Below are 26,357 nucleotides of genomic sequence, written 5' to 3' on the forward strand. Positions count from 1 at the left end.
TTGTGCTGCCTGATTTGGGTAATTTATGTGATACTAAACGATTGAACCTGCTATGAAAAAAATGTACGCTGCAGCAGCGCTATGCCTGCTGTTAACCGGGTTTTCTACACCCGCATTTTGCAAGATCTATTATGTTGCCACCAATGGCAACGATGCCAACACCGGCACCCTCGCTTCTCCTTTCCTTACCATGCAACGGGCGCAAACTTCCGCTGCAGCGGGGGATACGGTGTACATACGGGGAGGGACCTACGTAATGACGACTGCACAAATTGCCCAGTATTCCAGCATCTGGGCCTATGTTACGCTGCTTAATAAAAGCGGCACCAGTAACAATCGCATCAAATACTGGAACTATCCCAATGAAAAGCCGGTGTTTAATTATTCGAATATTAATCCTTCGGGTTATCGCATTAATGCCTTTCAGGTCACCGGTTCCTGGATCCATATCAAAGGCCTTGAAGTGGTGGGTGTACAGGTAAATATTACCACGCATACCCAAAGTGAGTGCTTTGAGAACACGGGCAGCAATAATATCTATGAAAGACTGACTATGCACGATGGGAAGGCCATCGGATTTTATTTGACCAAGGGCGGCAACAACCTGGTCCTGAATTGCGATGCTTACAATAACTGGGACAATGTTTCTGAAAACGGATTGGGTGGCAATACGGATGGGTTTGGCTGTCATCCCAACAATGACCTGGTAGGGTATACCAATAATGTGTTCAGAGGATGCCGGGCCTGGTTTAATAGCGACGATGGCTTTGATTGCATCAATGCATTTGAGGCGGTAACCATAGAAAACTGTTGGAGCTTTTACAATGGGTATTCTTCTTCTTTTGGAAGCTTAGGCGATGGTAATGGATTCAAAGTTGGCGGTTTTGGCGTTACCGATTTCAGTAATTTACCGGCTACTATTCCCCGCCACAACGTTCGTTTTTGTTTGGCCATCCGGAATAAATCAGCCGGTTTTTATGCCAATCACCACCTGGGCGGAAACAATTGGTACAATAATTCCGCTTATTATAATGCAGTAAATTACAATATGCTGAACCGCAGTGCCGATCATACCGCGGATGTGCCGGGGTATGACCATAACCTGAAAAATAATCTGGGTTTTGGTGCCCGCAGCACCGAGTACAACAACCTGAATACTTCTACAAGCAATGTAAGTTATAATTATTTTACGTTATCGGTGACCGTTAACAGTGCAGATTTTCTGAGTATAGATCAAAGTCTGCTTACTGCTGCGCGTCAGTCGGACGGAAGTTTGCCCGTCAATAATTTTATGCGTCTGGTAACAGGCAGCGATCTGATCAATAAAGGAACAAATGTTGGTTTTGCTTACAATGGATCAGCGCCGGACCTGGGTTGTTTTGAATCTTCGGTAACAACAAGAGAGACCACTGCTTTACCGGAAGCATTAACAGATAACGTTGCAGTTACCGGGTTATTGGTATTCCCTAATCCGGTAGGAGACAAATTCACTGCCAGATATGTGTTGCCCCAAGCGGCCAAAGTGCAGTTAGGGTTGTATGATGCAAAAGGTGCATTGCTGGCTGTACTGCTCGATCGTAAACAGGAAGCCGGCACATACAATTTGCCGATAGGTGATGACTATATTAAGGCGGCTGGGGTATATTTCCTTAAGCTGCGCACCGGGGATAAGACCGAAACGGTAACGCTGGTAAGGTAGCGGGTGTTCACCCTATTTTACAAATTGGAAAAACAACCATATGGCGTTGATGAGATCAGCGGCATATGGGTGTTTATGGATACATACCAGCGTAAGACGCACCTACAATAGCTGATGCCAATGCAATAACCCCCAGTGTAACGGCAAGCGCGCCGAGGCTTTAGCTCCTTTGCCTGTAAGCATTGTTTCCGGACGTATTGACCATTTTTTGTGAATGGGAATGTAGGCGAAAAGACCACCCGTACCGGCTCTTCTGGTACTATAATTGACACCTGTTGTAGCTGGTTTTACAGAAACGCTGGCAAAGACAATACCGGTTTTTATACCAATATGAAATTGGGCTTTTGCAGGAAATAGCGGGAGCAGGGCAACCGATAGCAGGTATGCCTTTTTTGTGCAATTTGTTCTCATTGGCCGAGGGGTTTTAAGGGCTGTTTAACAAACTAAATAAGATGTATAACCTATTTTCATAGGTCCGGAATATGCCTGAGAATCTTTGTGAGGTGCCGAGGAGGAGAAATGGCTACGGGAAGTCAATCAATTGCTAATTCAAATATATTATTTTTTTAATATAGATTTGTGCGGTTGGAAAAGAATTCCTGTGTTGATATTCGTCAATCCGGATTGTTCTGTAGCCATTGTTTTGTAGCTTTCTAAATTATAGTTAATACACAAATGAAAAAGGTTTTACCCTTACTTATATTGGTTAGCGTGCTGGTACTGGGAGGCTGTGCCAGATTTGACAACGATCTGTTCGATGCTGTTAAAAGGAATGATATTGGTAGTGTAGACCATATGCTTAGGAATAATCGGGTTGATGTGAACAAGAAGGATTCGGAGGAACGGACTCCTTTATTCCTGGCCGCCAGTTTGGATGAAAAAGACATTGTTCACCTGTTGATCGCAAATGGCGCCCATACTGAAGATAAGAACAGGTTTGGGGAAACACCGCTTGCTGTTGCTGCTATGAAAGGGCATACTGAGGTGGCCCACATTCTGGTAGAAAACAAAGCAAATGTAAATGCGGTAAATATTGATAATGTAACTCCCCTGATGTACAGTGCTACCTATGGTTTTCATGGCATTGTTTCGTTGCTTTTAAAACATGGAGCATTGGTGAATGAGGTGAGCAAAGAAAAGTTGACCCCACTGGCATATGCCTGTATCAATAATCATAAAGACATTGCCGGTCTGTTGATCGCTAACCATGCCGATGTGAATTTCCTGATGCAGGACCATGAAACCGTATTAATGATGCTTAGTACCAAGGGTTATGCAGACCTGGTTCAATTGTTAATTGATAATGGCGCCCTGGTGAATGCTGAAACTACTTATAAAGCCACCGCATTAATGGCTGCCTGCCGGAACCGTCATCCCGATGTTGTAAAAGTATTGCTGACTGCCAATGCCGATCAAACTATTAAAGATGAGAATGGGGAAACGGCGTTGGACCATGCTAAAAGAGCAGGAGATCAGGAGAGTGTTGGGTTATTGGAAAAGGCAACAGGCAGTGGGAGATAGGCAGAGGGCAGAGGGCAGAGGGCAGAGGGCAGAGGGCAGAGGGCAGAGGGCAGAGGGCAGAGGGCAGAGGGCAGAGGGCAGAGGGCAGAGGGCAGAGGGCAGAGGGCAGAGGGCAGAGGGCAATAAATTCGTGCGGCGCAAGGTAATTATAAATCTCAACAATCGGTGCCCATACCTGAGCGCAGCGAAGGTGCCAATGCATCGAACGCAGGGAGATGCCAGATGCTTTGGCCTTTTTTGAGTTTCCTCCGCCAGCTGGCGGATTTCACGATTTCGTGAGGCCGGGTTTCGCGAGGCAAAATTGCTCTCGGCTGAGCCGAGACCGATTGCCGATTGCCGATTGCCGATTGCCGATTGCCGATTGCCGATTTGAGCGCAGCGAAGGCGCTAATGCCTCTAACGCAGTGAGATGCCAGATACCCTGGTTTTATTTCACGTTTGCCGTTTCATAACTCACAACTCACATTCAAACTAATAAAAACAGGTTATCCCGAATAGTCGGGACAACCTGTATAACTGATAGCCCTCAAATTAATAAATTCTTGTCATCAATCCTGATCCATTTCCTGAACCACCACTTCCTGTAATAGTTATATGACCGGTATTGCCATTACCATCATAGCCCCAGGCTGCGTTGTTGGTAGCTGTGCAATTAGTAACGGTATGTGGTACGTTTTGTCCCGCGCTGCCCAGTTTAAAACCGTTGCCATCGCCAGCTGAACCATAACCATGATTAGAAGCAGTACAGCCAGTAATGGTAACCGTGTAAGGTTGTCCATAAAGGTCCCAGCCATCATCGGAGTTATGATTGGCTACGCAGCTTTGGAATTTGTTGTTGGCGCCGCCGGATAATTTACAGGCAAAACCATCTGCATTTTCACCACCGTCGGCATTGTCGTAATTCTCATTCGATTTGCAGGAAAGAACATAGTTGTCGTGTGAGCCATTGTAGATCTGCAAGCCAGTGTCGTGATTACCTGTAGTGGTAACATTATTAACGTAGTTGTAGCCTCCTGTCTGGAATACAAGACCGGCATCAGGGGCATTCTTGATCACCATATTGGTGATGTTCCAATAGCTGCCATTACATTTTACACCCCAGCTGCCACTTGGTTGACCAGAGCAGTCGAGGGTACCGCCGGTAAAATTGATCTTGGAGCTGGAGGTGCCGCTGTTCAGTAATTGCAGGGTAGAAGTTAATTTGATAGTACCGCTAACCGTAATAATATCACCGGCTTTGGCATTGGCAATGGCCGTTTTTAAGGCAGATTCGGTTGTAACGGTAGTGTTAGTTTCTGTAGTTACGGAGCGGTCATTGACTGATGGATCTACAGGATGTTCGGTGTTCTTTGCACAACTGGCAATAAGAATCACAAGCGCCACAGCGCTGAAACTTTTTTTCATACTTTAAGGCAATTTTAATCGTTAAAAAAAATGTTCTCTTCTAAATTTAGCACATGTACTAAATTGTTAGAGTTAGATTTTAACATTAATTTGTGCAATCGATACCGGTAACGATTGCACATTGCCTGAAGTATTTGAATAATAGTAAAAACCACATTTATAAAGAACGGCGCGGTCCTGACAGCTTAGAACTCCTTCCCATCTATATTATATAAGTTATAATCAGTCATTGGTGCATCGGTATAACCCAGGTTTCTTCCAATGGTTATTATTTGTCCGCGGTGATAAGTACTGTGGTTGGCGACTTGCACAATGTATTCGAAGTTCCTGAAATCACAGCTAAACCAGGGGCTTTCAATGAACGTTCTTTCCTGCACGGTCTCATCGGTCATACTATTGATATATGTTGCCAGTTCGCCAGATGTTTTCAGCAGTGAGTCGAACAGGTCCTGCAGGGTGCCGTTGAACTCACTATAAGGCGGTTGGTCTTGTTTTTTGATTATGTGAAGCCAGTAACGCTCTGTTTGCCAAATATGTAGCAGGGTAAGTTGTATGCTGGGAAAGCTGGATGCCACTTCCTGCGCCAGCTCAGCCTGGGGCTTGCTTTTCAACCATCTAAGAAGGGTGGTATTTGCCCAGAGGTTATAATTTGCATAGTTCTTCATTAAATAGGCAATAGCCGATTCTGAGGTAGTGGCCGGGGTCATGTGTTGGGTAACCATATTTGTTGTTTTTATTAGTACAAAGAAAGTTATGGGTAGTGACAACAGTATGTCAGCAGGGATTGAGAAAAAGGCAGACGGCAGACGGCAGAAGGCAGACCGCAGACGGCAGACGGCAGAAGGCAGACGGCAGACCGCAGACGGCAGAAGGCAGAAGGCAGACGGCAGACCGCAGACGGCAGAAGGCAGACCGCAGACCGCAGACGGCAGAAGGTAGAAAGCGGAGATCCGCGACGCCGGCAACAAAGAACTCAGAACAAAGAACTTAGAACTTAATAAATTACAAACCAATAATCTGAAACCTGACTGGTGACCGGGAGGCAACTTCTATTTTATATTTTGAAAAACTATATTATCTTGGGAGCTAATCATTATATCTATGAAACCCATTACATTAATCCTGGTTACCCTGGTATCTTTTATTGCTAAAAGTTATTGTCAATCGGCCGGCGGGCAGGAGTTTGGTGAGGATATTAAATCCTGGTTGAAGCTGGGCGAACACAAGGTTGACATTATGACTGTAAAGCAGAACATTACTCCCCGTCAGATCGAGCTCTCCAATAAAGTAAGACAGGCTATGACAAAGAATGCCGCCTGGGTTCGTGATTCCCTTCCTAATGTTACCGATTCTACCCTCATTTATGAGAAGTTTGGATTAACCAAAGCTGAATTTGATGAGTATCTCCTTTCTGGTGAAAAAAAGTCAACTCCCGAACTGGTAAAAACCGGGGAAGAGACCCTGGTTATCACCCGTAAAAAGAATAGCCTCGTTTTTCAAGGTACGGGCCGGTTAAAGGTGCTGGATTCTATAAGGTTCAATACCGCGTTGAATGAACCCCTTTATAATGGAAAGGAGCTGGAGCTCACTAATAAATCAGGTGTTGATAATAGTGATAACCCATTTAAAAGCCCCTGGAACGGTTACCACTTTACCTACGAACATTATGGAGATGTAATGGATAATGATCCTAAAAACCTGACTGCATCAACCATCACATTTGATGTGGGACAAATAAAGGACAGTGGTAATACTATTCTTATGTTCATGCTTATGAACTTTGAAGGCGGAAAGATGACACAATCGTCTACAGTCATCTGCCTTTTTAAATAGCAGGATAACAGTTATATAATAATCTACAATAATATTGGGTAATTTTTTCCTGACCCCATTCTTTTTGATCATTTCAGTCAAAGAGAATGGGGTTTGAGTATTTTATTACACATAACCACGGTCAGTTTTTGTTGATTACCTCTTTATATTGTAATAAACTATATATTATAATTGAGGCTTATCATTTGCATTATGGTGACGGGTTCCATGCAAACCTTTGGAGATTGACCACTAAAATTCTTTAGAGTGTGTAGGACATGAGTTGCTTCGATGGGGGATATTAGTTTTTCCATTTCAATTATTAACGATTGCTACTAACATTTCACAAACTGTTTCGTGTTTGTTAGGGCATTCATTTTCGCTAAACAAAACAAAACGTGTATGCAACGATCAACTTATGTGGTAATAATGGCGGGTGGTATTGGCTCTCGTTTTTGGCCAGTAAGCAGAACAGACTATCCCAAGCAATTCCTCGATATTTTGGGAACGGGTGAAACGTTGATCCAACAAACGTTTCGTCGTTTTGAACAAATAGCGCCGCTGGAAAATATTTATGTAGTTACTTCCACAGATTATACCGGTATTGTAGAAAAGCAATTACCGTTGTTGCCCAAAGAGAATATCTTAAGTGAGCCTGAAAGAAAAAATACAGCACCTTGTATTGCGTACGCCTCCTTCAAGATCCTTCAAAGAGATTCAAATGCTTCTATTATAGTGGCGCCTGCCGATCACCTGATACTCGATCAGCAGGAATTTGAAGCCGTTTGTTTACAGGGATTGCAGTTCATTGAAACAAGCGACGCCCTTCTCACTATCGGTATTAAGCCTTCCTATGCCAATACTGGGTATGGATATATACAATTTAATAAGGATGCAGATAAAGATGGGGTTCACCAGGTTATTTCCTTTACTGAGAAACCAGATGCGCAACGCGCGGCAAAATTTGTTAACAGTGGGGAATACCTGTGGAACTCGGGGATTTTTGTGTGGAAGGCAAGATCAATTATAAATGCAATTGAAAAATATCTGACCGATCTGTATCAATTGTTTAAGGAGAAGCAAAGTTGGCTTGGAACAAGTTTTGAGAGACTACTCATCGCCGATATCTACGCGGTGTGCGAAAATCTTTCCATCGATGTTGGGGTAATGGAAAAAGCAAACAATGTTTTTATCATTCCGGCATCGTTCAGATGGAGCGATCTGGGCACCTGGAACAGCGCCTGGGAGAATATGGGAAAAGATGTTCGTGAAAATGCAGTAGCGGGGAATGGCGTGGTGGTAATAGATACAACACAATGCGTTGTACATGCTTCGAATGAAAAACTGGTGGTATTACAAGGCCTGAATAATTATATAGTAGTAGATACAACAGATGTACTGTTGATCTGCCAGAAAGAAAAGGAACAGGATATAAAGCAATACGTGAATGAAGTAAAGAAGTTGAAAGGTGAACGCTATTTATATTCTGTTAACAACAAGGTAAAACCGGCCTCGGCTGTAGTTGAACGTGTTTATTAATTAGAATGGTTTGTGTACTGATAATCATTAATGAACAAGAGTTATCCACAGTTTGCATATAAAAATAATATGATAATAGCTGATAATGTGCAAGCTTTTTGATAGATGTAGCTGATCTTAACGATCTCTAACGATTGAAATTAAAAAACTCCCTGCCTTTGGCGTAGCACCTGATTTATTGAGGAAGGATCCTCTGTAGCTGTATGCTTTACTAGCAAAACTAAATAACATATATGGGTTATAGCAATAGAACGCAGCCATTTGCTTGGCGTGCCATACAAGGTTTTTGCATTTTATTATTTATACTGGTTGGTGTAACCTCCTGTACAAACACCCGCAAGGCGGTATATTTTTCCGGTCAGCAAACCGGTTCTTTTCAACCTCCGGCCATGCCTAAGCCGGTTATACAAAACAATGATCTGTTGAATATAACTGTTAGCAGTTTGAATCCGGAAGCATCTGCGGTATTCAATCAACCCGGTGGGGCCAATAACAGTAATAATAATAATTCCCAACCAACTGCTACCACTACACCAGCTAATGGTTACCTCGTTGATGGGGAAGGCAATATTCAATTCCCATTTTTAGGAACAATAAAAGCCGCTGGCTTAACCAAAGAAGAATTGAAAGACAAGATCACCAAAACACTGGTCGAAAAAAAGCTGTTGGTGGACCCTATTATTGCCGTTCGTTTTCTCAATTTTAAAGTAACCGTGTTGGGCGAAGTTGCGCATCCAACCGTAGTTACAGTGCCCAGTGAAAGTATCACTTTGCTGGAAGCGCTGGGGCTGGCAGGTGATTTAACCATTTATGCCCAGCGCGATAACGTATTAGTGATCCGGGACGAAAGTGGTAAAAAGGTTACTCACCGGTTAAACCTTAATTCTACAGAGTTATTTACTTCCCCATACTATTATTTACAGTCAAACGATGTGGTGTATGTGGAACCAAATAAAGCGAAAGTGGCCAGCACAAGCAGAACAAACACCTGGATACCGATCTTATTAAGTGCTTTGTCATTGGGAATAATTGTCGCAGACAGAATTATCAAATAAGAAAAATATTTTTTATGCAAGTGACGCACAAAAACGGACTGGAGATGGAGAGCAAGGAAACCAGCGCTGCCCAGTTATGGAACCGTTACGCTTCTTACTGGCCCTGGTTTGTCTTTCTGTTGTTACTGGCAGTGGGCGGGGCATGCCTGTACATGCGGTTTGCTATTCCAAAGTATGAGTCCACCGCACGGTTATTAATCAAAGATGAAAAGAAAGGGGTAGAAGATTCCAAAGGGCTTGAGTCCCTCAACCTGATATCTACTAAAAAGATATTGGAGAATGAAATGGAGGTCCTATCATCCCGCAGCCTCGTAAAAGAAGTAGTAAACAATCTACAACTGTACGCACCTGTATTTGAAGAAAGAAAGATCGATTCCTGGCTGGAGACGAACACTGCCTGGTTATCAAAAAAAGGCGTTTCACCAGGCGGACTTCCTGCTTACACAACTTCACCGGTAATTGTGCAGGCCCAAAAACCTGACTATTTAAGAGAAGTTAAGAAAGTGCCTTTTGTGTATGACAGGGCTCAACAGAAAGTAGTGCTGGGTACAACAGGTTATCCGCTAAACGAATGGGTAGAAACGCCGTATGGTACATTACAGTTTGCTCCTAACCCCCGGTTAGAAGATTCAACTTATGTATCAAACGGACAATACTATTTCTCCTTACAACAACCCAAAAAGGTAATTGCCGATATTCAGAACAGGCTGGTCATTGCATCGGCTAGTAAATTATCATCGATTCTCAACCTCTCCATCCGGGATGAGGTGCCCGAACGGGGAGAAGATATCCTGAACACATTGCTGACTTCCTATAACGTGGCGATGCTTAAGGATAAAAACACCCTGGCGGCCAACACCCTCCGGTTTGTGGAAGACCGCCTGAACCACGTATCGCGTGATTTGAGCGGTATTGAGAAAAAGATTGAAGGATATAAATCATCACAGCAGGCCGTGGATGTAAGTGAGCAGGGTAAATTGTTCCTGGAAAATGTAAGCGCGAACGACCAGAAGTTAAGTGAGATCGATATGAAACTGGCTGCGCTGGACCAGGTAGAGCATTATGTAAAGCAAAAAGATAGCAACAGTAGTATTGCACCTTCTACATTAGGCGTAACTGACCCTGTGTTATCGAGCCTGCTTGATAAATTATATGAGAAGGAGCTGGAATACGAAAAGAAGAAATCTACAACTGGTGAAGGTAATCCATTGCTGACCTCAGTTGCTGACCAGATCAACCGGATAAAACCCGGCATTCTGGAAAACATTCAAAACCAGCGGCACAACTTACAGGCCAGTAAATCGAACCTGGCAAGCACCAACAGCTCCTATACTTCCGTATTACAAACCATTCCTAAAAAGGAACGTGACCTGATAGAAATAAGCCGTCAGCAAAATACCATGCAAAGCATTTATGCTTTCCTGTTGCAGAAGAAAGAAGAGACCGCGCTTTCCTATGCAGCCAATGTTTCTGATAGCCGCGTGGTTGACCGCGCTTCTTCAACAGTAGCGCCGGTAAGTCCAAAAATGCCGATCGTATTTGCAATTGCTATAGTAGTTGCCATGGCATTTTTTGTGGTATGGGTAACGCTGAAGGAATTGTTCAACCGGAAGATCATGTATCGCCAGGATATTGAACGACTGACAAGTCATCCGGTGATCGCAGAGGTCTCCAGAAGTAAAACAAAAGAACCGATCGTAATAGGAGCAAACAACCGCACGTTTGTGGCCGAACAGTTCCGTAAACTACGGGTGGCGCTCAATTACCTGGGTATTAATACCACACATAAGAAAGTACTGGTTACTTCGGGTATTTCAGGTGAAGGAAAAAGCTTTATTGCTACCAACCTCGCACTGAGCATGGCATTAACAGGTAAAAAAGTAGTATTGCTGGAAATGGACCTGCATAGCCCGGCTATTAGCGAACACCTGAGCATTGACAGAGAGGTTGGGATGTCCAGTTACCTGCTGGGGACCCGCGAACCGGAAGAGATCATCAGACGCACGGAATTAAATGACAACTTATTCTTTATTCCTGCGGGTCCATTGTCGGGAAACCCAACTGAGCTTTTAATGAATAACCGATTGCCTGAATTGCTGAATTACCTTGATGGCATCTTTGATTATATCATCATCGATTCAGCCCCGGTTGCTCCGGTAACAGATGCGTATATCATTTCGCCTTTATGCGACGCTACTCTCTATATTGTCAGACACAGGCATACGCCAAAAGTGCTGGTTGAACAATTAGATAAGAGCAGCAAAGTGAATATCCTGAAGAATATGGCCATTGTATTTAATGGCATCCGTCCCCGCGGTTTTGGTAAACATCATTACGGTTATGGCTACGGTTATGGAGATGGCTATGTTTATAAAGAAAAGAGAAGTAGTAAAAAGACATCCTCATTTAAGCCAATATAGACTACAACAGGTGGGTCGTCCGTCAACAGGCGAACGGCTCACTTTCTCGCTACGACCTTAATACAACACATTGAAAATTAATTGCCAGTTACAGCGTCTGTAACTGAGTTGGGCGGAGCCTGTTTTTAACTCAAAATCAATTGAAGCATATGGATACAAATAAAAAATGGTACGCCGTATATACACGGCCACGCTGGGAAAAGAAGGTAGCCGATCTGCTGGGAAGAAAGCACATTGAACACTATTGCCCAATGAACAAAATTGTTCGTCAATGGGCTGATAGAAAGAAACTGGTTCTGGAGCCATTATTTACATCCTATGTTTTTGTGCATACAACACTGCAAGAACATTTAACTATAAAGCAAACAGAGGGTATTCTCAATTTCGTGTACTGGCTGGGTCAACCAGCTGTTATCCGGGATGAAGAAATTGACACTATAAAACAATTTCTCGATGAATACCATAATGTACAACTGGAGAAGATAAACGTAAACATGCACGACCGCGTGCGCATTTCCAGCGGCCCTTTAATGGCGCAGGAAGGGGAGGTAATAGAGGTGAGAAGCAAAACGGTAAAAGTACAACTGCCTACCCTCGGCTATGCTATGACCGCGGAAGTGGAAAAGAACAATGTGGAGATCATACCGGTCGCTTCCTCTTACGGTGCCAACTATTTTTATAATGTACTTTTTAAATAAATAAGACCTCAAAATAGAATATGAAAACAGCGCTCATTACAGGTGTTAATGGTCAGGACGGTGCGTACCTGGCGGAATTATTATTGGAAAAAGGGTATATGGTGCATGGCGTAAAAAGGCGTTCGTCGCTGATCAATACCCATCGCATAGATCACCTGTACCAGGACCCCCACGAAAAAGAAGTACGCTTCCGTCTGCACTATGGCGATATGACCGATAGTACTAATCTTATTCGAATTATCCAGGAAACGCAACCTGATGAGATTTATAACCTGGCTGCGATGAGCCATGTAAAGGTGAGTTTTGATACCCCTGAATATACCGCTAATGCAGATGGTATTGGTACCCTTCGGTTGCTGGAAGCGATAAGGATCCTGGGACTGGAGAAAAAGACCCGTATTTACCAGGCATCTACTTCCGAGTTGTATGGCCTGGTGCAGGAAGTGCCACAGAAAGAAACCACGCCATTCTATCCACGCAGTCCGTACGCAGTAGCAAAATTATACGCTTACTGGATCACCGTAAATTACCGGGAAGCATATGGCATGTACGCCTGCAATGGAATTTTGTTTAACCATGAAAGTCCGTTGCGCGGTGAAACATTTGTTACCCGCAAAATAACCCGTGCAGTAGCCGCCATTGCCCTTGGCCTGCAGGATTGTTTATTCCTGGGCAACCTGAATGCGCAACGCGATTGGGGCCATGCAAAAGATTATGTAGAGGCTATGTGGCGCATTTTACAACAGGACAAACCTGAAGACTTTGTAATTGCCACCGGTACTACTACTGAAGTGCGGGAATTTGTTAGAATGGCTTTTGCCGAATTGGGTATTATGCTGGAGTTTACCGGCGAAGGCGTAAATGAAAAAGGTATAGTAGTTGCCTGCACCAATGACAGTTACCAATTGGAAATAGGTAAACAGGTAGTATCTGTAGACCAGGAATATTTCCGTCCTACGGAAGTTGAGCTGTTGATCGGTGATGCTACCAAAGCAAAAGAAAAGTTGGGTTGGGAACCAAAATACGACCTGCAAATGCTGGTAAAAGAAATGGTAGCCTGTGATATACTGGAATTTGAGAAAGCAGGTAAAGTACAATTTGAACATTTGATCAGCTGATCAAAATAACTATAAGATATGAAATCTCTGATGGTGGTATTAACCGCCGCAGCCATCCTGGTTTTTGTAGTTTTAGCACTACTCAGCAAGCAGCCCCGGCGCACCTATCTCCTGTATATGGTGTATGTGCTGCCGCTGATAGATTTTAAGGTTACGCCCTGGCAATTTGGAAGCTTAACCCTGTTTGATGCATTTTCCTATATAATGCTGTTTTGGCGATATAAGGATTTTTTAAGCATCTATAAACCAAACAGGTTTTACTTTGGTGGTTTTTGTACGTTGATCTTCTTACTGCTGCTTGGCAGCCTAACCTCCTCGTTCATCACCAATTCCCTGCTGTCGCTTTTATCGGTGTTCCCTGTATTTATTTACGCCCGCCTGTTGATGGTGGAGTGTATACAGGATAATGAGTTCATCAATAAAATGGTGCGGGGGTTACAATTTGCCTGTTTGTTTTCCATGGCGTTCCTGGCAGTACAGCTGGTGGTTGGGCTCGACTTTAAGCTGTATTCAGAGTTGAACCAAAATACCCAGGATGTAAACGGTATTAGATATCCCAGCTATTTCCACGATTCACAGAAATACGGACAGTTCCTGGCGATGCTGAGCTTTTTGTTCCTGTTGAATAACAAGAATGTAAAACGGCCGGCATTAACAAACCTGTTGCTTTTTTTATCGGTAGCAGTAGCAATGTTCTTAACCGGCGGCCGCTCAGCCTTTTTGGGATTGAGCGCCGGCGTGTTATTCCTGTTATTGTTTGCCGGTATGCAATTTAAAAAGTACATCATTGCAGGTTGTTTGGCGGGTGGGGTCCTGATCGCTATATTTTCCCATTCACTTGTTGTATTTAATCGGGATGATGATATCAATAACTCACTCGATTTCAGGGCCAGCATTTGGAAAGAAGCCTTTAATATTTATAAAGCACATCCTGCTTTAGGCATTGGTATTGGCAACTACCAGGATTATGTATCCCGGTATGCACAGGACCAATACCTGGTACTGGAAAATGAGATCATTTTTCTTGATCAGCCAGAGAATGGATATTTAAAAATACTCACCGAATATGGTGGCCCGGCATTTTTAATAGTCTTCGTACTTATAATTGGCGCTGCTGTAGGTGGTATCCGGGCCTGGGTGAAAAAGCAAACAGATGCACGGGTGTTGTTATTTATAGCGCCTATAATAAGCTGGCTGGTGTCGTTTGTGTCGTTGTATTCCATCACTGATCGAAGGAACCTGATCGTGCTGATCTGCTTGTGTTCATTCCTGATCTATTTATCTAATCGTTCAAAAATTGTTGATGAACAAACTGATGAAGTTAGCGGAGAGCCTGTTTAAGTCGCGGTTGATAAAAAACAGTTTCTGGGGAATTACGGCCAATGGCCTTCAAAGTGTATTGCTCAGCCTGTTTTTTGTGATTGTAGCGCGTAAATACACAACCAATGAATTTGCCTTTTTCTTAATTGCCAATACTGTCTATCAATTTTTGGCGGCTATTTCAACCATGGGATTGGGGCAATGGTTTACGCGGGAGCTGGTTGATATAACCGATAAACAGGAATTGGTTAGCCGGTTTGTGAAAATACAATTATACAGCGGTGTATTCTTTTATGTGTGCAACATAGCTGTAGCCTTCCTGTTGTACAGTGATCCTGTGTTGCAATACCTGATCATTTTACTGGGAGTGAACATTATTTTTGATAACATCATATATGCTATCAAGTCGTTGAACATTGCCGAGTTTAACCAGAATAAAACCTTTATTATCCTGATCATCGATTCGGTGCTCAGGTTTGCTTGCGGTTGCTTGCTATTTCTTTATCCATTTTCCATTACGACCCTCTGCCTATTATTAATCGGGGTGAGATTTATCACCCTGAATTTTTTCCTCGCCTTTGGCTCTTCAAAGACCATCAGTCTGAGGTCGCTATTCAGGTATCCGCTGGCGCGTAGCGAAGTGAAAAAGATCGTATTTGCCAACTGGCCTTTTATCATTATTGGCAGTGTGTCAATTGCTTATTGGCGCATTTCCAACATCATTATCTCAAAAACACTGTCGCTGGCCGATGTTGCGAATTTTGAGATCTCGTTCCGGGTATTTTCCATAGCGCAGATCCTGCCGCTGATCGTATCCATGTCGGTTTTCCCGGCACTGGTGCAGCATTTTAAAACAGGTACGGGGCTTGACTTCCAGAATTATTACAAGAAAGTATTTAACTACTACTTACTGTTTGGCCTGTTTACCTACACCTTTATTTATTCATTTGCCGATGTACTGATCCCTTGGGCATTTGGTAGTACCTACAATGGTACCGGGGTATTCACCAAAGAAATGTTCCTGACCATCCTGATCTTCCCCACTGCCTTGTTACAAGCCAATGTGCTGGTAGCAATGAACAGGGAACGGTCTGATATGTGGTTTAATGTGGTTAGCCTGATCCTGAACGTAGTTTTTTGTTTTATAGGATTCCTGTTTGTAAAAAACCTTACTACGGTAAACCTTTCCATCTTTTTCTCATTCCTCATCTTTCATATTTGTCAGGATGTGTTGTTGCTGCGAAAGAAGATGGTTACCATGGGGCATGTACTCAGGTTCTATTTGCTCACCGGTTCACTGGCGGGTATTTATGTATTCTTATCAATGAAATTCCCGCCAGTAGCATTATTCACAGGATATTGGTTGCTACTGGGATTGGCTTTTATAAAATTACCGGTTTTCAATTTTCAGCTTTCTCCCAATACAAAACCAGAAAATAGTTTACCATGACAGTAGTGTATTACATGCAGGTTGCTTTTTTGGATATCTCCATTGAGTTGATCAATGTGTTGAAGAAGCATGTACAGTTACATGTGTTGATTGAATTAACGCCCCACGGCAAGAACCTGACCGTGCTGGAGATTGATAAATTCCCCGAAAAGAAAACACTGGTTACACCAGAGGAAATACTTACCAAACGGTGTTATGAGAGCCTGAAACCATATTTTACCGGAACGGCCAGTGTTCACTTTGTGATCCACCCGCACAGGACCGGGTTCTCCTACAGTACGTTGCAGGCCTCGTTCGATACCTGGAAATACATCCGGCAGTTTAAACCGGATATTCTCCATTTTGAGACTTTCGGCTTGCGCACTATCGGGATGTTGTTCTACCTGAAGGCGTTCAAGAATGTGTGTATCACCATTCATGATCCGGTTCCCCATACCGGGGAAGACAGCTGGAAGGTAACGCTGCCCCGCACTTTCATGTTCGGTATACCGGGTAAAAAGAAATACATGTTCTATTCTCAATTTGCCAAACAGCAATTTGAGGAACATTATAAAAAGCAAAAGCAGCATAAAACAGTGCTGCAGATGAGCCCTTACGGGTTTTTGAAAAATATGGTGAAGTCGGATTCTGAAGTGCAGAAGAAGCATATCCTTTTCTTTGGCCGTCTATCGCCGTACAAAGGCATTGATGATCTGTTAAAGGCTATGCCGGCTGTATTTAATGAGTTTCCCAATGAGCAATTGATCATTGCCGGGAAAACGGTGCATGACTTTAATATTGATGAGGAATTGATTAAGAAGTATAAGAATAATATCACGCTGCTCGATAAACATATTCCCAATGAAGAACTGGCTGAATTGATACAGAGATCGAAATTTATTGTTTGCCCATATAAAGATGCTACACAAAGTGGGGTGCTGATGACCGCCTTTGGATTCAACACTCCGGTGATCGCCACCAATGTGGGGGCATTTCCCGAATTTATCAATGAAAATGTGAATGGCTTACTCGTTCCGCCCAATGATCCGGAAAAGCTGGCGGAAGGTATGTGCTTTGCATTACGTAATGACCATTATAAAGTGCTGGCCCAAAATATCAATAGTACTCGCGCTGAGGATTTGTGGAACAGGAATACAGAGATACTGTTGCACGCCTACGCATCGTAACCCACCCGGTCCGCCAGCTGGCGGAGAGTGAATACAGACCTCCATTAAGAAACGACTGCAAGCATTTAGAAACGGTTTAGATCCGAGATAGCAAAGCAAACAACAATATTCTCATGAAGAAAGTATTATTAAGTGCGTATGCCTGTTCGCCTATTAGAGGAAGCGAACCTGGCAACGGTTGGAGCTGGGCGTTGAACCTGGCATTGCAAGGGTATGATGTATGGTGTTTAACTAATGTAGAAGACAAAGAAGCTACAGAAATAGAATTGCAAAAACTGGGATTGCCCAATTTGCACATTGTTTTTGTGGAATTGAAGTTTAACCTTGATAAAAGGTTGTTGAATGCCTCTTCCAAAACAATTTACCTGCATTACTATTTGTGGCGAAAAAAGGCCGCCCGTATCGCCATGCAATTACACCGGAAAATGCATTTCAATGTGGCGCATCACGTAACGTTTGGCAGCTTTCAACAGGGTACTTTCTTATGGAAGCTAAAAGATACCCGCATCATCTTTGGCCCCGTTGGGGGCGGACAGGAGGCCCTGCCTGCGTTTAAAGAATATTTTGGCCAGGCCTGGAAAATTGAACAGATCCGCAGCCTGATCTCGAAACTGAGTATAAAATTCAGTGCTAACTTAAAGAACACGGTTACCCGTTCACATCATATTCTGGTAACGAACCAGGATACCGCCAATATTGTACAGAAGATAAAAACGACAGCTCCGCAAAACATTCATCTGATCCTGGATAATGCGATCCCTTTATCCATGCAGCACATGGAATACATTGACCGCAAGCCAGGCAAGCAGATAAATCTGTTGTGGGTGGGCAGAATGTTACCGCGCAAGGGGTTGAACCTGATCCTGCACGCGTTGTCGCTGGTGCCTGAAGATGTTGAATACACCTTCACGATCGTTGGCGGCGGCGAACAATACCAGTTCCTGCAAGGTTGGATAGAACAATACGGACTGGACCCGAAACGCTTACGTATACTGGGACAAATACCTTTTAATGAGGTGGTTCATCACTATGAACAGGCAGATGTCTTTATCTTCTGCTCGTTGCGCGATTCCTGTCCGGCCCAGTTGAATGAAGCCATGGCCTTTGGCCTGCCCATTATCTGCCTCGATCTGCATGGCTCTTCGTTGGCGGTCAGTAGTGATTGCGGCATTAAAGTAAAACCTACCACAAAAGAAGAAACTGCACAGGGCATTGCCAAAGCAATAACCCGGTTGCATGAAGATACCGCCTTCAGAAAACAGTGCTCGGTAAATGCATATAACTATGCCAAGAGCAATACCTGGGAGCGGAAAGTGCATTTAATAACCTCTCAATTCTACAATTAATGGCTCAACGGATCTTGGTGGGGGTACCGCCAAAACATCACGTTCTTTTATCACAGGATGAAATTGCAGGTTTCACCGATCTGGGGTATTCCTGTAAACCTGTTACCTATGGCCGAAATGATGCTACTGCCGGCAAGCTCAAAAAAGTATGGGGCACCGTGGGAAAAGCATTTAATGTGGTAAAGGAGCTTTATTCCTTTAAACCGCATTTCTTATACCTCAACTCGCGGTTTGAACCGGTTGGTTCTGTTCGTGATTTTATAACCATCCTGATCATTCGACTTTTTTATTTCCGCAAAGTAAAAATTGTGATCAAAACGCATGGTTCCGATATCTCCATATTACAACGGGAGGAATTCTTTTACCGTCGGTTATTGATCCCCTTTTTGAGGAAACAGGTGGTGGCATGGTTCTTTTTATCGAACGATGAGAAAGAGTTGGTGCGGAAATATGATCCCGAATTAGCACGGAAAGTATTTGTCACAGCCAATATAGTTGACCCAGGCCGTTCGGTGGCATCACTCGCGTTCCGGGAAAAATATTCATTGGATGAGGACAAGTTCAAGATATTGTTTGCCGGTCGTATTGTACGTGCAAAAGGTGTATTCAGTTTGTTGGAAAGTATTCCCATGCTTTCGGGCAGGGAAGATTGTCAGTTCATTTTTGTAGGCGATGGTCCTGATATGGCAGCCTTGAAAAAGCGGGCTGAAGAATTGAGTGTAACTGCCTATACACGTTTCCCGGGGTTTGTTCCCGATCACGAATGCGATCACTTTTACGCCAATGCCGACATGCTTGCTTTTCCGACCTATGATAGTGAAGGATTTCCCATGGCATTGTTTAAATCGGTAGCGGCCGGTTTGCCGGTGATCACTTCCTGCATCAGGGCCGCTAAAGATCATTTATCGGAACCCGAAAACGTGTTATGGGTAGATGGACAATCGGCGGAAAGTGTGGCAAAAGCAATAAATACATTATACGATAATCATGCATTACGAAATGCTATGTCGCAGAATAACCGGAGGATCGCTAAGAAATTTACCCGGCTGGAAGTATGTGCCGGCATGCATCAAGTAATGAATACGCTGAGCTATTCCTGATCAATTGCTGCTGATCAAACTGCTTAGTTAAAACAAACCCGCTAAATAATCAATATGTCGATTATAAATGTAATCAGGCAAATGCGAGATCTTTTGCTGCGCAAGGTGTTATACCGGCGATACGATATAGCAGAAGGATTTCATGCCGGTTTACGGGTGCGGATCTGGGGAAGGCAAAAGGTTGTGATTGGGCGTAACTTTTATATTGGGAGGGATTCCTTTATTGAAGCGGATGTAATTATAGGCAATAATGTCATGTTTGGAAACAGAGTAGCCATTATAGGACGCTACGATCATCACTATCAGAAACCAGGGGTACCCATACGCCTGGCAGAACAGATCAGGGATCCTGCATATAATTGGAAAGGTCTCGGAATGGTCACCATCATCGAAGATGATGTGTGGATCGGATATGGGTCTACGGTACTGTGTGGTGTGAAAATTGGTGAAGGAAGCATTATTGGCGCTGGTTCGCTGGTAACAAAAGATGTAGAGCCCTATTCAATTTATGCAGGCGTTCCTGCCCGTAAAGTAAGAAGCAGGTTCGACGACCCACTGGACCTGGAAACACACCTGAAACTGGTTCAATCCAAATATTACGGCAAACTGTAAAATTCATCCCCAAAATACTTATTGGTATGGAAAGGAAAAGTATTATCAACTTTGGTATTACAACGGGCAACTATTCTTCTTTTGTAAGTAACATTGTTACGATGGCGCATCAAAAAGAAAGCGCCAATGTGTGCGTAGCTAATGTACACATGTTCATCGAGGCCTACAAAGACAAATCATTCAACAGCATAATTAATGATGCTACCATGGTTACCCCTGATGGCAAACCGCTTACCTGGGTGCTAAATTATGTATATGGCATCCGGCAGGACCGTGTAGCCGGTATGGACCTGTTACCGGACCTTTTACAACAAATGATGTTGAAAAGATTGCCGGCTTTCTTTTATGGCGGCACGCCTGCCTTGCTGGAAAAAACAGAACATTATTTGCGTTATGCATTTCCCTATTTACCCATCGCCGGTATGTACAGTCCGCCATTCAGACCAGCTACGCCTGAGGAAGAAGATCAGCTGGTGGAGAAGATCAATAACTCCGGCGCTGCAGTAGTGCTGGTGATCCTGGGTTGTCCCAAACAGGAACGATGGATGGCCTCTATGAAGGGCAGGATAAATGCCGTGATGATCGGCGTAGGTGGTGCATTACCTGTTATGGTGGGCATGCAAAAGCGCGCACCCGGCTGGTTACAGGGCATGGGATTGGAATGGTTGTACCGGTTGATGCAGGAGCCGAGACGGCTGTTTAAACGATATGTTGTTACTAATTCCTTGTTTATATACTTGTTCTTTAAAAAGATTTTTAAGGTACATGGTGTGAGGAGAATTGCAGGGAGTTGACCAATTGACAAGTTAACAAGTTGAAAGGGTTGATAAAGTTGTCTCACCACTCACAATCAGACTACTTACCATTGATAACCCACCATTAACAATGACATATGAATAGCAGATTTTTGCGCCATTTGCAGTTGACTTTGCTGGCGATGGACCTGGTGGCCATAAACATGGTGTTCTTTATAGCCCGGTTCTTTTTCAGAAGAGAAATGCTGATTGAAGCGTATGTAGAATATACTTATTTTGGCGTTTATTTAACTGTAGCCTGGCTAATAGTAGCCTTCTCGAACAACGTATATCATGAGCGGAATATATTTACGTTTGAATTGTTTGCCGGACGGTCTACCAAGGCCTTCCTGTACTTTATGCTCCTGATCTGTGCGTTTTTGTTCTTCTCCCATTGGTTTATAATTTCCCGGTTATTTATTGCTGTGATCATGTGTGGCATTCCTTTGCTGCTAACCTGTAACCGGTTTTTATACCTGGCCGTATACCATTATTTTAAAAAGCGCGATTCCTTTTCACATAAAGTAGTAGTGCTGGGGTACAACGACCTGTCGCGACGGCTGGTTGATTACCTGGAAGAAGACGGTGTTAATAAAGAAGTTGTTGGTTATTGTGAAGAAGTGGAGAACATCCATGAATTGTCGCGATATCCCATTCTGGGCAATATCAATGGAGCACTGGATGTATGTAAACGCTATGGCGCCACGGAAATTTATTCTACCATAGTACCGGAACAAAATCCCGGGATCTACCGCCTGATCAAAAAAGCAGATCAAAACTGTATCCGTTTCAGGATAGTTCCAGATATAGGTGCCCTGGTAAAACGGCAGGTATATGTGGATTATCTGAACGAGATCCCGGTATTGTCGTTACGAAAAGAACCGTTGGATGACCTGGGCAACAAGATCAAAAAACGTGTATTCGATATTATAGTAAGCGGGCTTGTTACCATCTTCATTCTTTCCTGGTTGGTTCCCCTGATCGGACTGTTGATCAAACTGGAATCAAAAGGACCGATATTTTTCAGACAACAACGGAGCGGGCAGGATAATAAAACCTTCTGGTGTTTTAAGTTCAGAAGTATGAAGGTGAATGATAATGCCAATACCATGCAGGCTACCCGGAACGATGCCCGTATTACCAAACTGGGGCAATTTCTGCGGCGTAGCAGTCTGGACGAGTTCCCCCAATTTTTGAATGTATTGATGGGTGATATGAGCATTGTAGGGCCTCGTCCGCATATGCTAAAACATACGGCCGACTATTCAAAGATCATTGATGAATATATGATCCGCCAGTTCCTGAAACCCGGTATTACCGGCTGGGCACAGGTAAATGGTTTCAGAGGCGAAACAAAAACCCTCGACCAAATGAAGAAGCGGGTTGAATACGACCTGTGGTATATGGAGAATTGGAATCTGTGGCTGGACCTGAAGATCATGTTCCTGACCGTATTTAACACTATTAAAGGCGAAGAGAATGCATTCTAAGACAAACGTGACGAAAGTAGAAAGATATAGAAGTGAAGGCGCTGGAAAGGTATTGCTGTTTATCGCCTTGTTGATTGTAACCGGATTATTTTGCGAATGGCCTAATTTTCACCCCGAGCATTATTTTGGCGCCAATTATCATTGGTGGCTCGATATGATCTTTCACGGGGGCTATTATTTTGTGATCACCATTCTATTGTATATTGCTTTTTGCCGTGGTCGCCATAAAGGCGTATTCTGGATAGCTGTATTTCTATCCTCCGGGCTTTTTGAAATATGTCAATCCTTTGTGCCCGGAAGGTCTGTTTCCTTACTCGATATGACCAGTAATTTCCTGGGTATTACACTTGCCACCCTGATCTGTTCCTTGTTTTACAGGTCATGATCGTGCCCATCCCTTATCTGCTTGCTTTTATTATAACGATTGCTGCCATACCAGATCAGATTCTTCTTTCCCTAACCGACGACACTTACAATCGTTCCCATTAATCAATATTTCCGGATGAAGAGACCAAGGGTATTATTCATTGTTCAGCTTCCGCCTCCCGTACATGGTGTAACCGTAATGAATCAGCACACGGTTGATAACCCCCATTGGCAATCGAGATATGATATAAAGACCTTACCACTGCATTTTGGGCAGAAGTTGGATGACATTGGCAAAATTACACCATTGAAAATGATGCATATGGTTTGGTTTCTGGTGAGGTTATGCGGTGTTCTCATTTCTTTCAGACCATCCCTTGTATATTTTACGATCGTTCCAACAGGGAAGATCTTTTATCGGGATGCATTGATCACGGCACTTATCAAGTTGTTTCGCCGCCGCATTGTTTTTCATCTCCACAAAAGGGGGATTGAGGAAATGGCCAGGGATTCCCGTCACAAAAGATGGTTGTTGCAGAGAACATTCAGGAAAACGAAAATAATCTGCCTGTCTAAAAAATTGACGGCAGACATTCGTACAGTATATAAGCCGGAACCATTTGTTCTGCCCAATGGTATTGAAGTGGTGAACAAACAGATCGTTGAACGCGACCCGGCAGCGCCCCGCATACTATATCTTTCCAACCTGGTTATAAATAAAGGGATAGAAGTGTTCCTGCAAAGTTTAACAGAATTGCATAAACAGGGCTGTCGTTTCACGGCAAGTGTAGTGGGAGGGCCGGTTGATTATACTATAGATGAGGCTAAAGCATATTGTGCCAGGTCAGGTATTGGACACCTGGTTGATATTACCGGACCCAGGTTTGGACCCGATAAGTTTGCGGAGCTGGCAAAGGCCGATATTTTCGTATTGCCCTCTTTCAGTGAATGCGTTCCGCTAACGATCCTGGAAGCTATGCAGTTTGGTTTACCGGTGGTAGCCACCAGCGTTGGGGGGATTCCCGATATTTTACAGGATGGCGTGAATGGACTGCTGGTTCAGCCGGGCAGCGTACCTGAATTAACTGCCCGTTTGCAGCAGTTATTAGTAAATAAAAAAGAACGTATACAAATGGGATATAGCGCCCGGGAGCGGTTTATACAGAAATATACCCTTGCCCAATATTATGAAGGGATGACAGACATTTTTGAGCAGGTATTACAGGATAAACCCGGGCATTAAGAAAGGTTTTTATTTATTATTTTAGTGTCAGGAATAAAATCCCTGCACATATGAAATTATATAAAACAGGCAAAGGAATATTGTTACAGTTTAAAGAGGAATATTATGTATTGCAGCATGACTGGGATAAACTGATCAACCGCGATAATTTATACTCCTTTCTGCTGGAAGAATATTTAAACGGTAGGAAAATAACTAACGAGGAAGCCGCTGAATGTCATCGGGTATTGTTGCCGCCCATTGGTTCGCAGGAAGTATGGGCTGCCGGTGTTACGTATTTGCGCAGTCGCGATGCACGGATGGAAGAATCGAAGGATACTGGTGGTGCTGATTGTTATTCACGGGTGTATGAAGCAGAACGCCCTGAATTATTCTTCAAGGCGTTGCCCCACCGGGTAGTTGGACATGAACAAAAGGTATACATTCGTAAAGACTCTACCTGGAATGTTCCTGAGCCTGAACTGGCTTTGTACATCAATTCGGCCGGTGTTATTCAGGGCTATACAATTGGTAACGATATGAGCTCGAGAAGTATTGAGGGCGAGAATCCCCTGTATCTGCCACAAGCCAAAGTTTATGAAAAAAGCGCGGGTTTAGGGCCCTGTCTGTATGTGCCGGCACAACCCATAGCACCCGAAACAGGTATTTATATGACCATACATCGCAATGGTGAAAAAATGTATGAAGGCAGTACCACCATTAGTCGTATGAAACGGATGCTGCCTGAGTTGGTGGATTACCTGTACAAGGAATGCGATTTTGCTACTGGCTGTTTTCTGATGACCGGGACCTGCCTGGTACCACCAACCGATTTTACTTTACAACCCAATGACCGCGTTACCATCAGTATTGATGGAATTGGCACCATGGTGAATTTAGTGGACGTAAAGGGCAATTAACGCAAACAGAAATACCAGATCCACAACATATATACAGGTTGAAAGAACAACCGTGAAACATTGTAAAAAGTAGGTTTTGTACGGGCAACGTATATGTTGGCAGGAAATACGGCTGTTAAAAGTAGAAGCAGTCCGTAAGCAGCCCAGGTACGGGTAGCCGCAAATAGCACCAACATTCCTAATATAATCTCCGCCGCCCCGCTGATATAGTTCATGGCACGCCGGTAAGGCCAGTGGGGCGGTATCATAGCTTCCAGTTTTTCGCGTTTTGCAAAATGACTGATACCTACCAGTATAAACATCATCGCCAGGGCGAAGGCGCCTTTGTCGTTTAGCGTGGGCAACCAGGTGTTGCCTGATAACAGGCTGATCAAAAAGCCGATCCCGAAAAAGGAAATAAGTCCGATTAAGAATGCCATAAAATAAAAGATTGTCCATACAAAATTGGTATGGTTATGCGAGAAAAAAATTAACCAATGGCAAAAAGTAATGCCGGTTTCTTAACATGGGTTAACGCTTTTGGGCCAGTTTATTTCGTATGCGGCTGAGGCTTGGGGCCTGAATGCCCAGGTAGGAGGCGATGTAATGTTGTGGCAACCGTTCCAAAACATTCGGTTGCGTATCTAATAATTCAATATATCTTTCTTCGGCCGTTTTTAATAACAGCGATTTATAGGAGTTCATGGCCACCAGGTAAACATACTCGGCAATAAGCCGGCCGAAGCGTTCGTAATGAGCGCCCAGCCTGTACAGGGCCTGCATATTGTCGTACGACAGGCAAAAGATCTCACTATCTTCCAATGCTTCCACATTGTTCATGGCCGGTTTTTGGGTTAGAAAGCTTTCATAGTCGCCGAGCCATTGTCCCTCAAACATAAAATGACCGGTTTGTTCCCGCTCCTGGTAAGTAAAATACATTCTGAAAGCGCCGTTGGTCACAACGGCCATCTCGTGTGCCACCTGTCCCTCCTTTACAAAATAATCATGTTTTGCGATCGTTCTTTGTTCCAGTTTACTGATAAAGAAAACCATTTCCTCTTCGGAGATCGAGGGCATTATTTTTTGTAAGGATTGTTTGATGATATTGAACATGTATGTAAGGTAAGTTATTCCTGGTTCTTCGTTCAGCGTGCTTGTCCGCAGTAGCCTTGCTTTGTCCTCCGAAGCTTTAGTGAAGGAGGGGCGAAGGCGGGCCTTTCCCGGTCCTGAGCGCAGCGAAGGACCATGTCTGCCGTCTGCCGTCTGCCATCTGCCGTCTGCCGTCTGCCATCTGCCGTCTGCCATTTCCCATTGCCCATTGCCTTT

At 43.7% G+C, this 26,357-nt stretch carries 24 protein-coding genes; 19 read left to right on the forward strand and 5 right to left on the reverse strand.

All coding sequences use genetic code 11. From position 1 onward, the window contains the following. The first annotated feature begins 52 nt into the window (after nucleotides 1–52). Complete coding sequence (locus J7I42_RS11210; RefSeq protein ID WP_209138868.1) at nucleotides 53–1,699, forward strand: right-handed parallel beta-helix repeat-containing protein; 1,647 nt, start codon at nucleotides 53–55, stop codon at nucleotides 1,697–1,699. A gap of 102 nt (nucleotides 1,700–1,801) precedes the next feature. On the opposite strand, the gene J7I42_RS11215 is transcribed toward J7I42_RS11210, so the two are convergent. After that, nucleotides 1,802–2,110, reverse strand: a complete 309-nt coding sequence (locus J7I42_RS11215) for a porin family protein (protein ID WP_209138869.1) — start codon at nucleotides 2,108–2,110, stop codon at nucleotides 1,802–1,804. 264 nt (nucleotides 2,111–2,374) lie between these two features. Here J7I42_RS11215 and J7I42_RS11220 point away from each other — a divergent pair, with 264 nt between their 5' ends. Further along, on the forward strand, nucleotides 2,375–3,220 hold the full coding sequence (locus J7I42_RS11220; protein ID WP_209138870.1) for an ankyrin repeat domain-containing protein: 846 nt from the start codon (nucleotides 2,375–2,377) through the stop codon (nucleotides 3,218–3,220). Between the two features lie 531 nt (nucleotides 3,221–3,751). Here J7I42_RS11220 and J7I42_RS11225 read toward each other — a convergent pair. Together J7I42_RS11225 and J7I42_RS11230 are read right to left on the reverse strand one after the other, a co-directional pair. Further along, nucleotides 3,752–4,624 (reverse strand): right-handed parallel beta-helix repeat-containing protein, encoded by an 873-nt coding sequence (locus J7I42_RS11225; protein ID WP_209138871.1) that lies wholly within the window; start codon nucleotides 4,622–4,624, stop codon nucleotides 3,752–3,754. A 185-nt stretch (nucleotides 4,625–4,809) separates the two neighbouring features. Beyond that, entirely contained in the window at nucleotides 4,810–5,346 is a 537-nt protein-coding gene (locus J7I42_RS11230) for a DinB family protein (protein WP_209138872.1), read from the reverse strand. A gap of 379 nt (nucleotides 5,347–5,725) precedes the next feature. Between J7I42_RS11230 and J7I42_RS11235 the strand changes: the two genes are divergently transcribed. The 17 genes from J7I42_RS11235 to J7I42_RS11315 all read left to right on the forward strand — a co-directional run bounded on the left by J7I42_RS11235 (nucleotide 5,726) and on the right by J7I42_RS11315 (nucleotide 25,052). Then, nucleotides 5,726–6,457 (forward strand): hypothetical protein, encoded by a 732-nt coding sequence (locus tag J7I42_RS11235; protein ID WP_209138873.1) that lies wholly within the window; start codon nucleotides 5,726–5,728, stop codon nucleotides 6,455–6,457. A gap of 381 nt (nucleotides 6,458–6,838) precedes the next feature. Further along, nucleotides 6,839–7,975, forward strand: coding sequence for a mannose-1-phosphate guanylyltransferase (locus tag J7I42_RS11240; RefSeq protein WP_209138874.1), 1,137 nt, complete (start codon nucleotides 6,839–6,841; stop codon nucleotides 7,973–7,975). A gap of 233 nt (nucleotides 7,976–8,208) precedes the next feature. Continuing rightward, complete coding sequence (locus J7I42_RS11245; protein ID WP_209138875.1) at nucleotides 8,209–9,030, forward strand: polysaccharide biosynthesis/export family protein; 822 nt, start codon at nucleotides 8,209–8,211, stop codon at nucleotides 9,028–9,030. Between the two features lie 14 nt (nucleotides 9,031–9,044). Further along, nucleotides 9,045–11,450, forward strand: a complete 2,406-nt coding sequence (locus J7I42_RS11250) for a GumC family protein (RefSeq protein ID WP_209138876.1) — start codon at nucleotides 9,045–9,047, stop codon at nucleotides 11,448–11,450. Between the two features lie 149 nt (nucleotides 11,451–11,599). Further along, nucleotides 11,600–12,148, forward strand: a complete 549-nt coding sequence (locus J7I42_RS11255) for a UpxY family transcription antiterminator (RefSeq protein WP_209138877.1) — start codon at nucleotides 11,600–11,602, stop codon at nucleotides 12,146–12,148. Between the two features lie 20 nt (nucleotides 12,149–12,168). Next, nucleotides 12,169–13,266, forward strand: a complete 1,098-nt coding sequence (gene gmd / locus J7I42_RS11260; protein ID WP_209138878.1) for a GDP-mannose 4,6-dehydratase — start codon at nucleotides 12,169–12,171, stop codon at nucleotides 13,264–13,266. 18 nt (nucleotides 13,267–13,284) lie between these two features. Next, nucleotides 13,285–14,607: an O-antigen ligase family protein gene (locus tag J7I42_RS11265; RefSeq protein ID WP_209138879.1), complete on the forward strand. Its 1,323-nt coding sequence runs from the start codon at nucleotides 13,285–13,287 to the stop codon at nucleotides 14,605–14,607. Beyond that, on the forward strand, nucleotides 14,570–16,036 hold the full coding sequence (locus J7I42_RS11270) for a lipopolysaccharide biosynthesis protein (RefSeq protein ID WP_209138880.1): 1,467 nt from the start codon (nucleotides 14,570–14,572) through the stop codon (nucleotides 16,034–16,036). Before J7I42_RS11265 ends, J7I42_RS11270 begins: the two co-directional genes overlap by 38 nt. Further along, nucleotides 16,033–17,202, forward strand: a complete 1,170-nt coding sequence (locus J7I42_RS11275; protein WP_209138881.1) for a glycosyltransferase family 4 protein — start codon at nucleotides 16,033–16,035, stop codon at nucleotides 17,200–17,202. Before J7I42_RS11270 ends, J7I42_RS11275 begins: the two co-directional genes overlap by 4 nt. Before the next feature lie 113 nt (nucleotides 17,203–17,315). Next, nucleotides 17,316–18,548 (forward strand): glycosyltransferase family 4 protein, encoded by a 1,233-nt coding sequence (locus tag J7I42_RS11280; RefSeq protein WP_209138882.1) that lies wholly within the window; start codon nucleotides 17,316–17,318, stop codon nucleotides 18,546–18,548. Next, nucleotides 18,548–19,648, forward strand: coding sequence for a glycosyltransferase family 4 protein (locus J7I42_RS11285; protein WP_209138883.1), 1,101 nt, complete (start codon nucleotides 18,548–18,550; stop codon nucleotides 19,646–19,648). The genes J7I42_RS11280 and J7I42_RS11285 overlap by 1 nt, the downstream gene beginning before the upstream one ends. Before the next feature lie 81 nt (nucleotides 19,649–19,729). Beyond that, nucleotides 19,730–20,260: an acyltransferase gene (locus J7I42_RS11290; protein ID WP_209138884.1), complete on the forward strand. Its 531-nt coding sequence runs from the start codon at nucleotides 19,730–19,732 to the stop codon at nucleotides 20,258–20,260. A gap of 26 nt (nucleotides 20,261–20,286) precedes the next feature. Then, nucleotides 20,287–21,054: a WecB/TagA/CpsF family glycosyltransferase gene (locus J7I42_RS11295; protein ID WP_209138885.1), complete on the forward strand. Its 768-nt coding sequence runs from the start codon at nucleotides 20,287–20,289 to the stop codon at nucleotides 21,052–21,054. A gap of 98 nt (nucleotides 21,055–21,152) precedes the next feature. After that, nucleotides 21,153–22,544 carry an undecaprenyl-phosphate glucose phosphotransferase gene (locus tag J7I42_RS11300; RefSeq protein ID WP_209138886.1) on the forward strand — a complete coding sequence of 464 codons (1,392 nt, stop codon included), beginning with the start codon at nucleotides 21,153–21,155 and terminating at the stop codon, nucleotides 22,542–22,544. Continuing rightward, the gene (locus tag J7I42_RS11305; protein ID WP_209138887.1) at nucleotides 22,534–22,929 is read left to right on the forward strand and encodes a VanZ family protein; all 396 of its coding nucleotides are present in this window, start codon (nucleotides 22,534–22,536) and stop codon (nucleotides 22,927–22,929) included. Before J7I42_RS11300 ends, J7I42_RS11305 begins: the two co-directional genes overlap by 11 nt. 117 nt (nucleotides 22,930–23,046) lie before the next feature. Continuing rightward, on the forward strand, nucleotides 23,047–24,153 hold the full coding sequence (locus J7I42_RS11310) for a glycosyltransferase family 4 protein (protein WP_209138888.1): 1,107 nt from the start codon (nucleotides 23,047–23,049) through the stop codon (nucleotides 24,151–24,153). Between the two features lie 50 nt (nucleotides 24,154–24,203). Continuing rightward, nucleotides 24,204–25,052, forward strand: coding sequence for a fumarylacetoacetate hydrolase family protein (locus J7I42_RS11315; protein ID WP_209138889.1), 849 nt, complete (start codon nucleotides 24,204–24,206; stop codon nucleotides 25,050–25,052). Here the strand turns inward: J7I42_RS11315 and J7I42_RS11320 are convergent. Next, nucleotides 25,049–25,471, reverse strand: coding sequence for a DoxX family protein (locus tag J7I42_RS11320; protein ID WP_209138890.1), 423 nt, complete (start codon nucleotides 25,469–25,471; stop codon nucleotides 25,049–25,051). The genes J7I42_RS11315 and J7I42_RS11320 overlap by 4 nt on opposite strands. Before the next feature lie 91 nt (nucleotides 25,472–25,562). Continuing rightward, the gene (locus tag J7I42_RS11325) at nucleotides 25,563–26,336 is read right to left on the reverse strand and encodes a Crp/Fnr family transcriptional regulator (RefSeq protein ID WP_209138891.1); all 774 of its coding nucleotides are present in this window, start codon (nucleotides 26,334–26,336) and stop codon (nucleotides 25,563–25,565) included. Nucleotides 26,337–26,357 lie beyond the last annotated feature (21 nt).

This window comes from Niastella soli, from assembly GCF_017742245.1.
Taxonomy (GTDB): Bacteria; Bacteroidota; Bacteroidia; order Chitinophagales; family Chitinophagaceae; genus Niastella; species Niastella soli.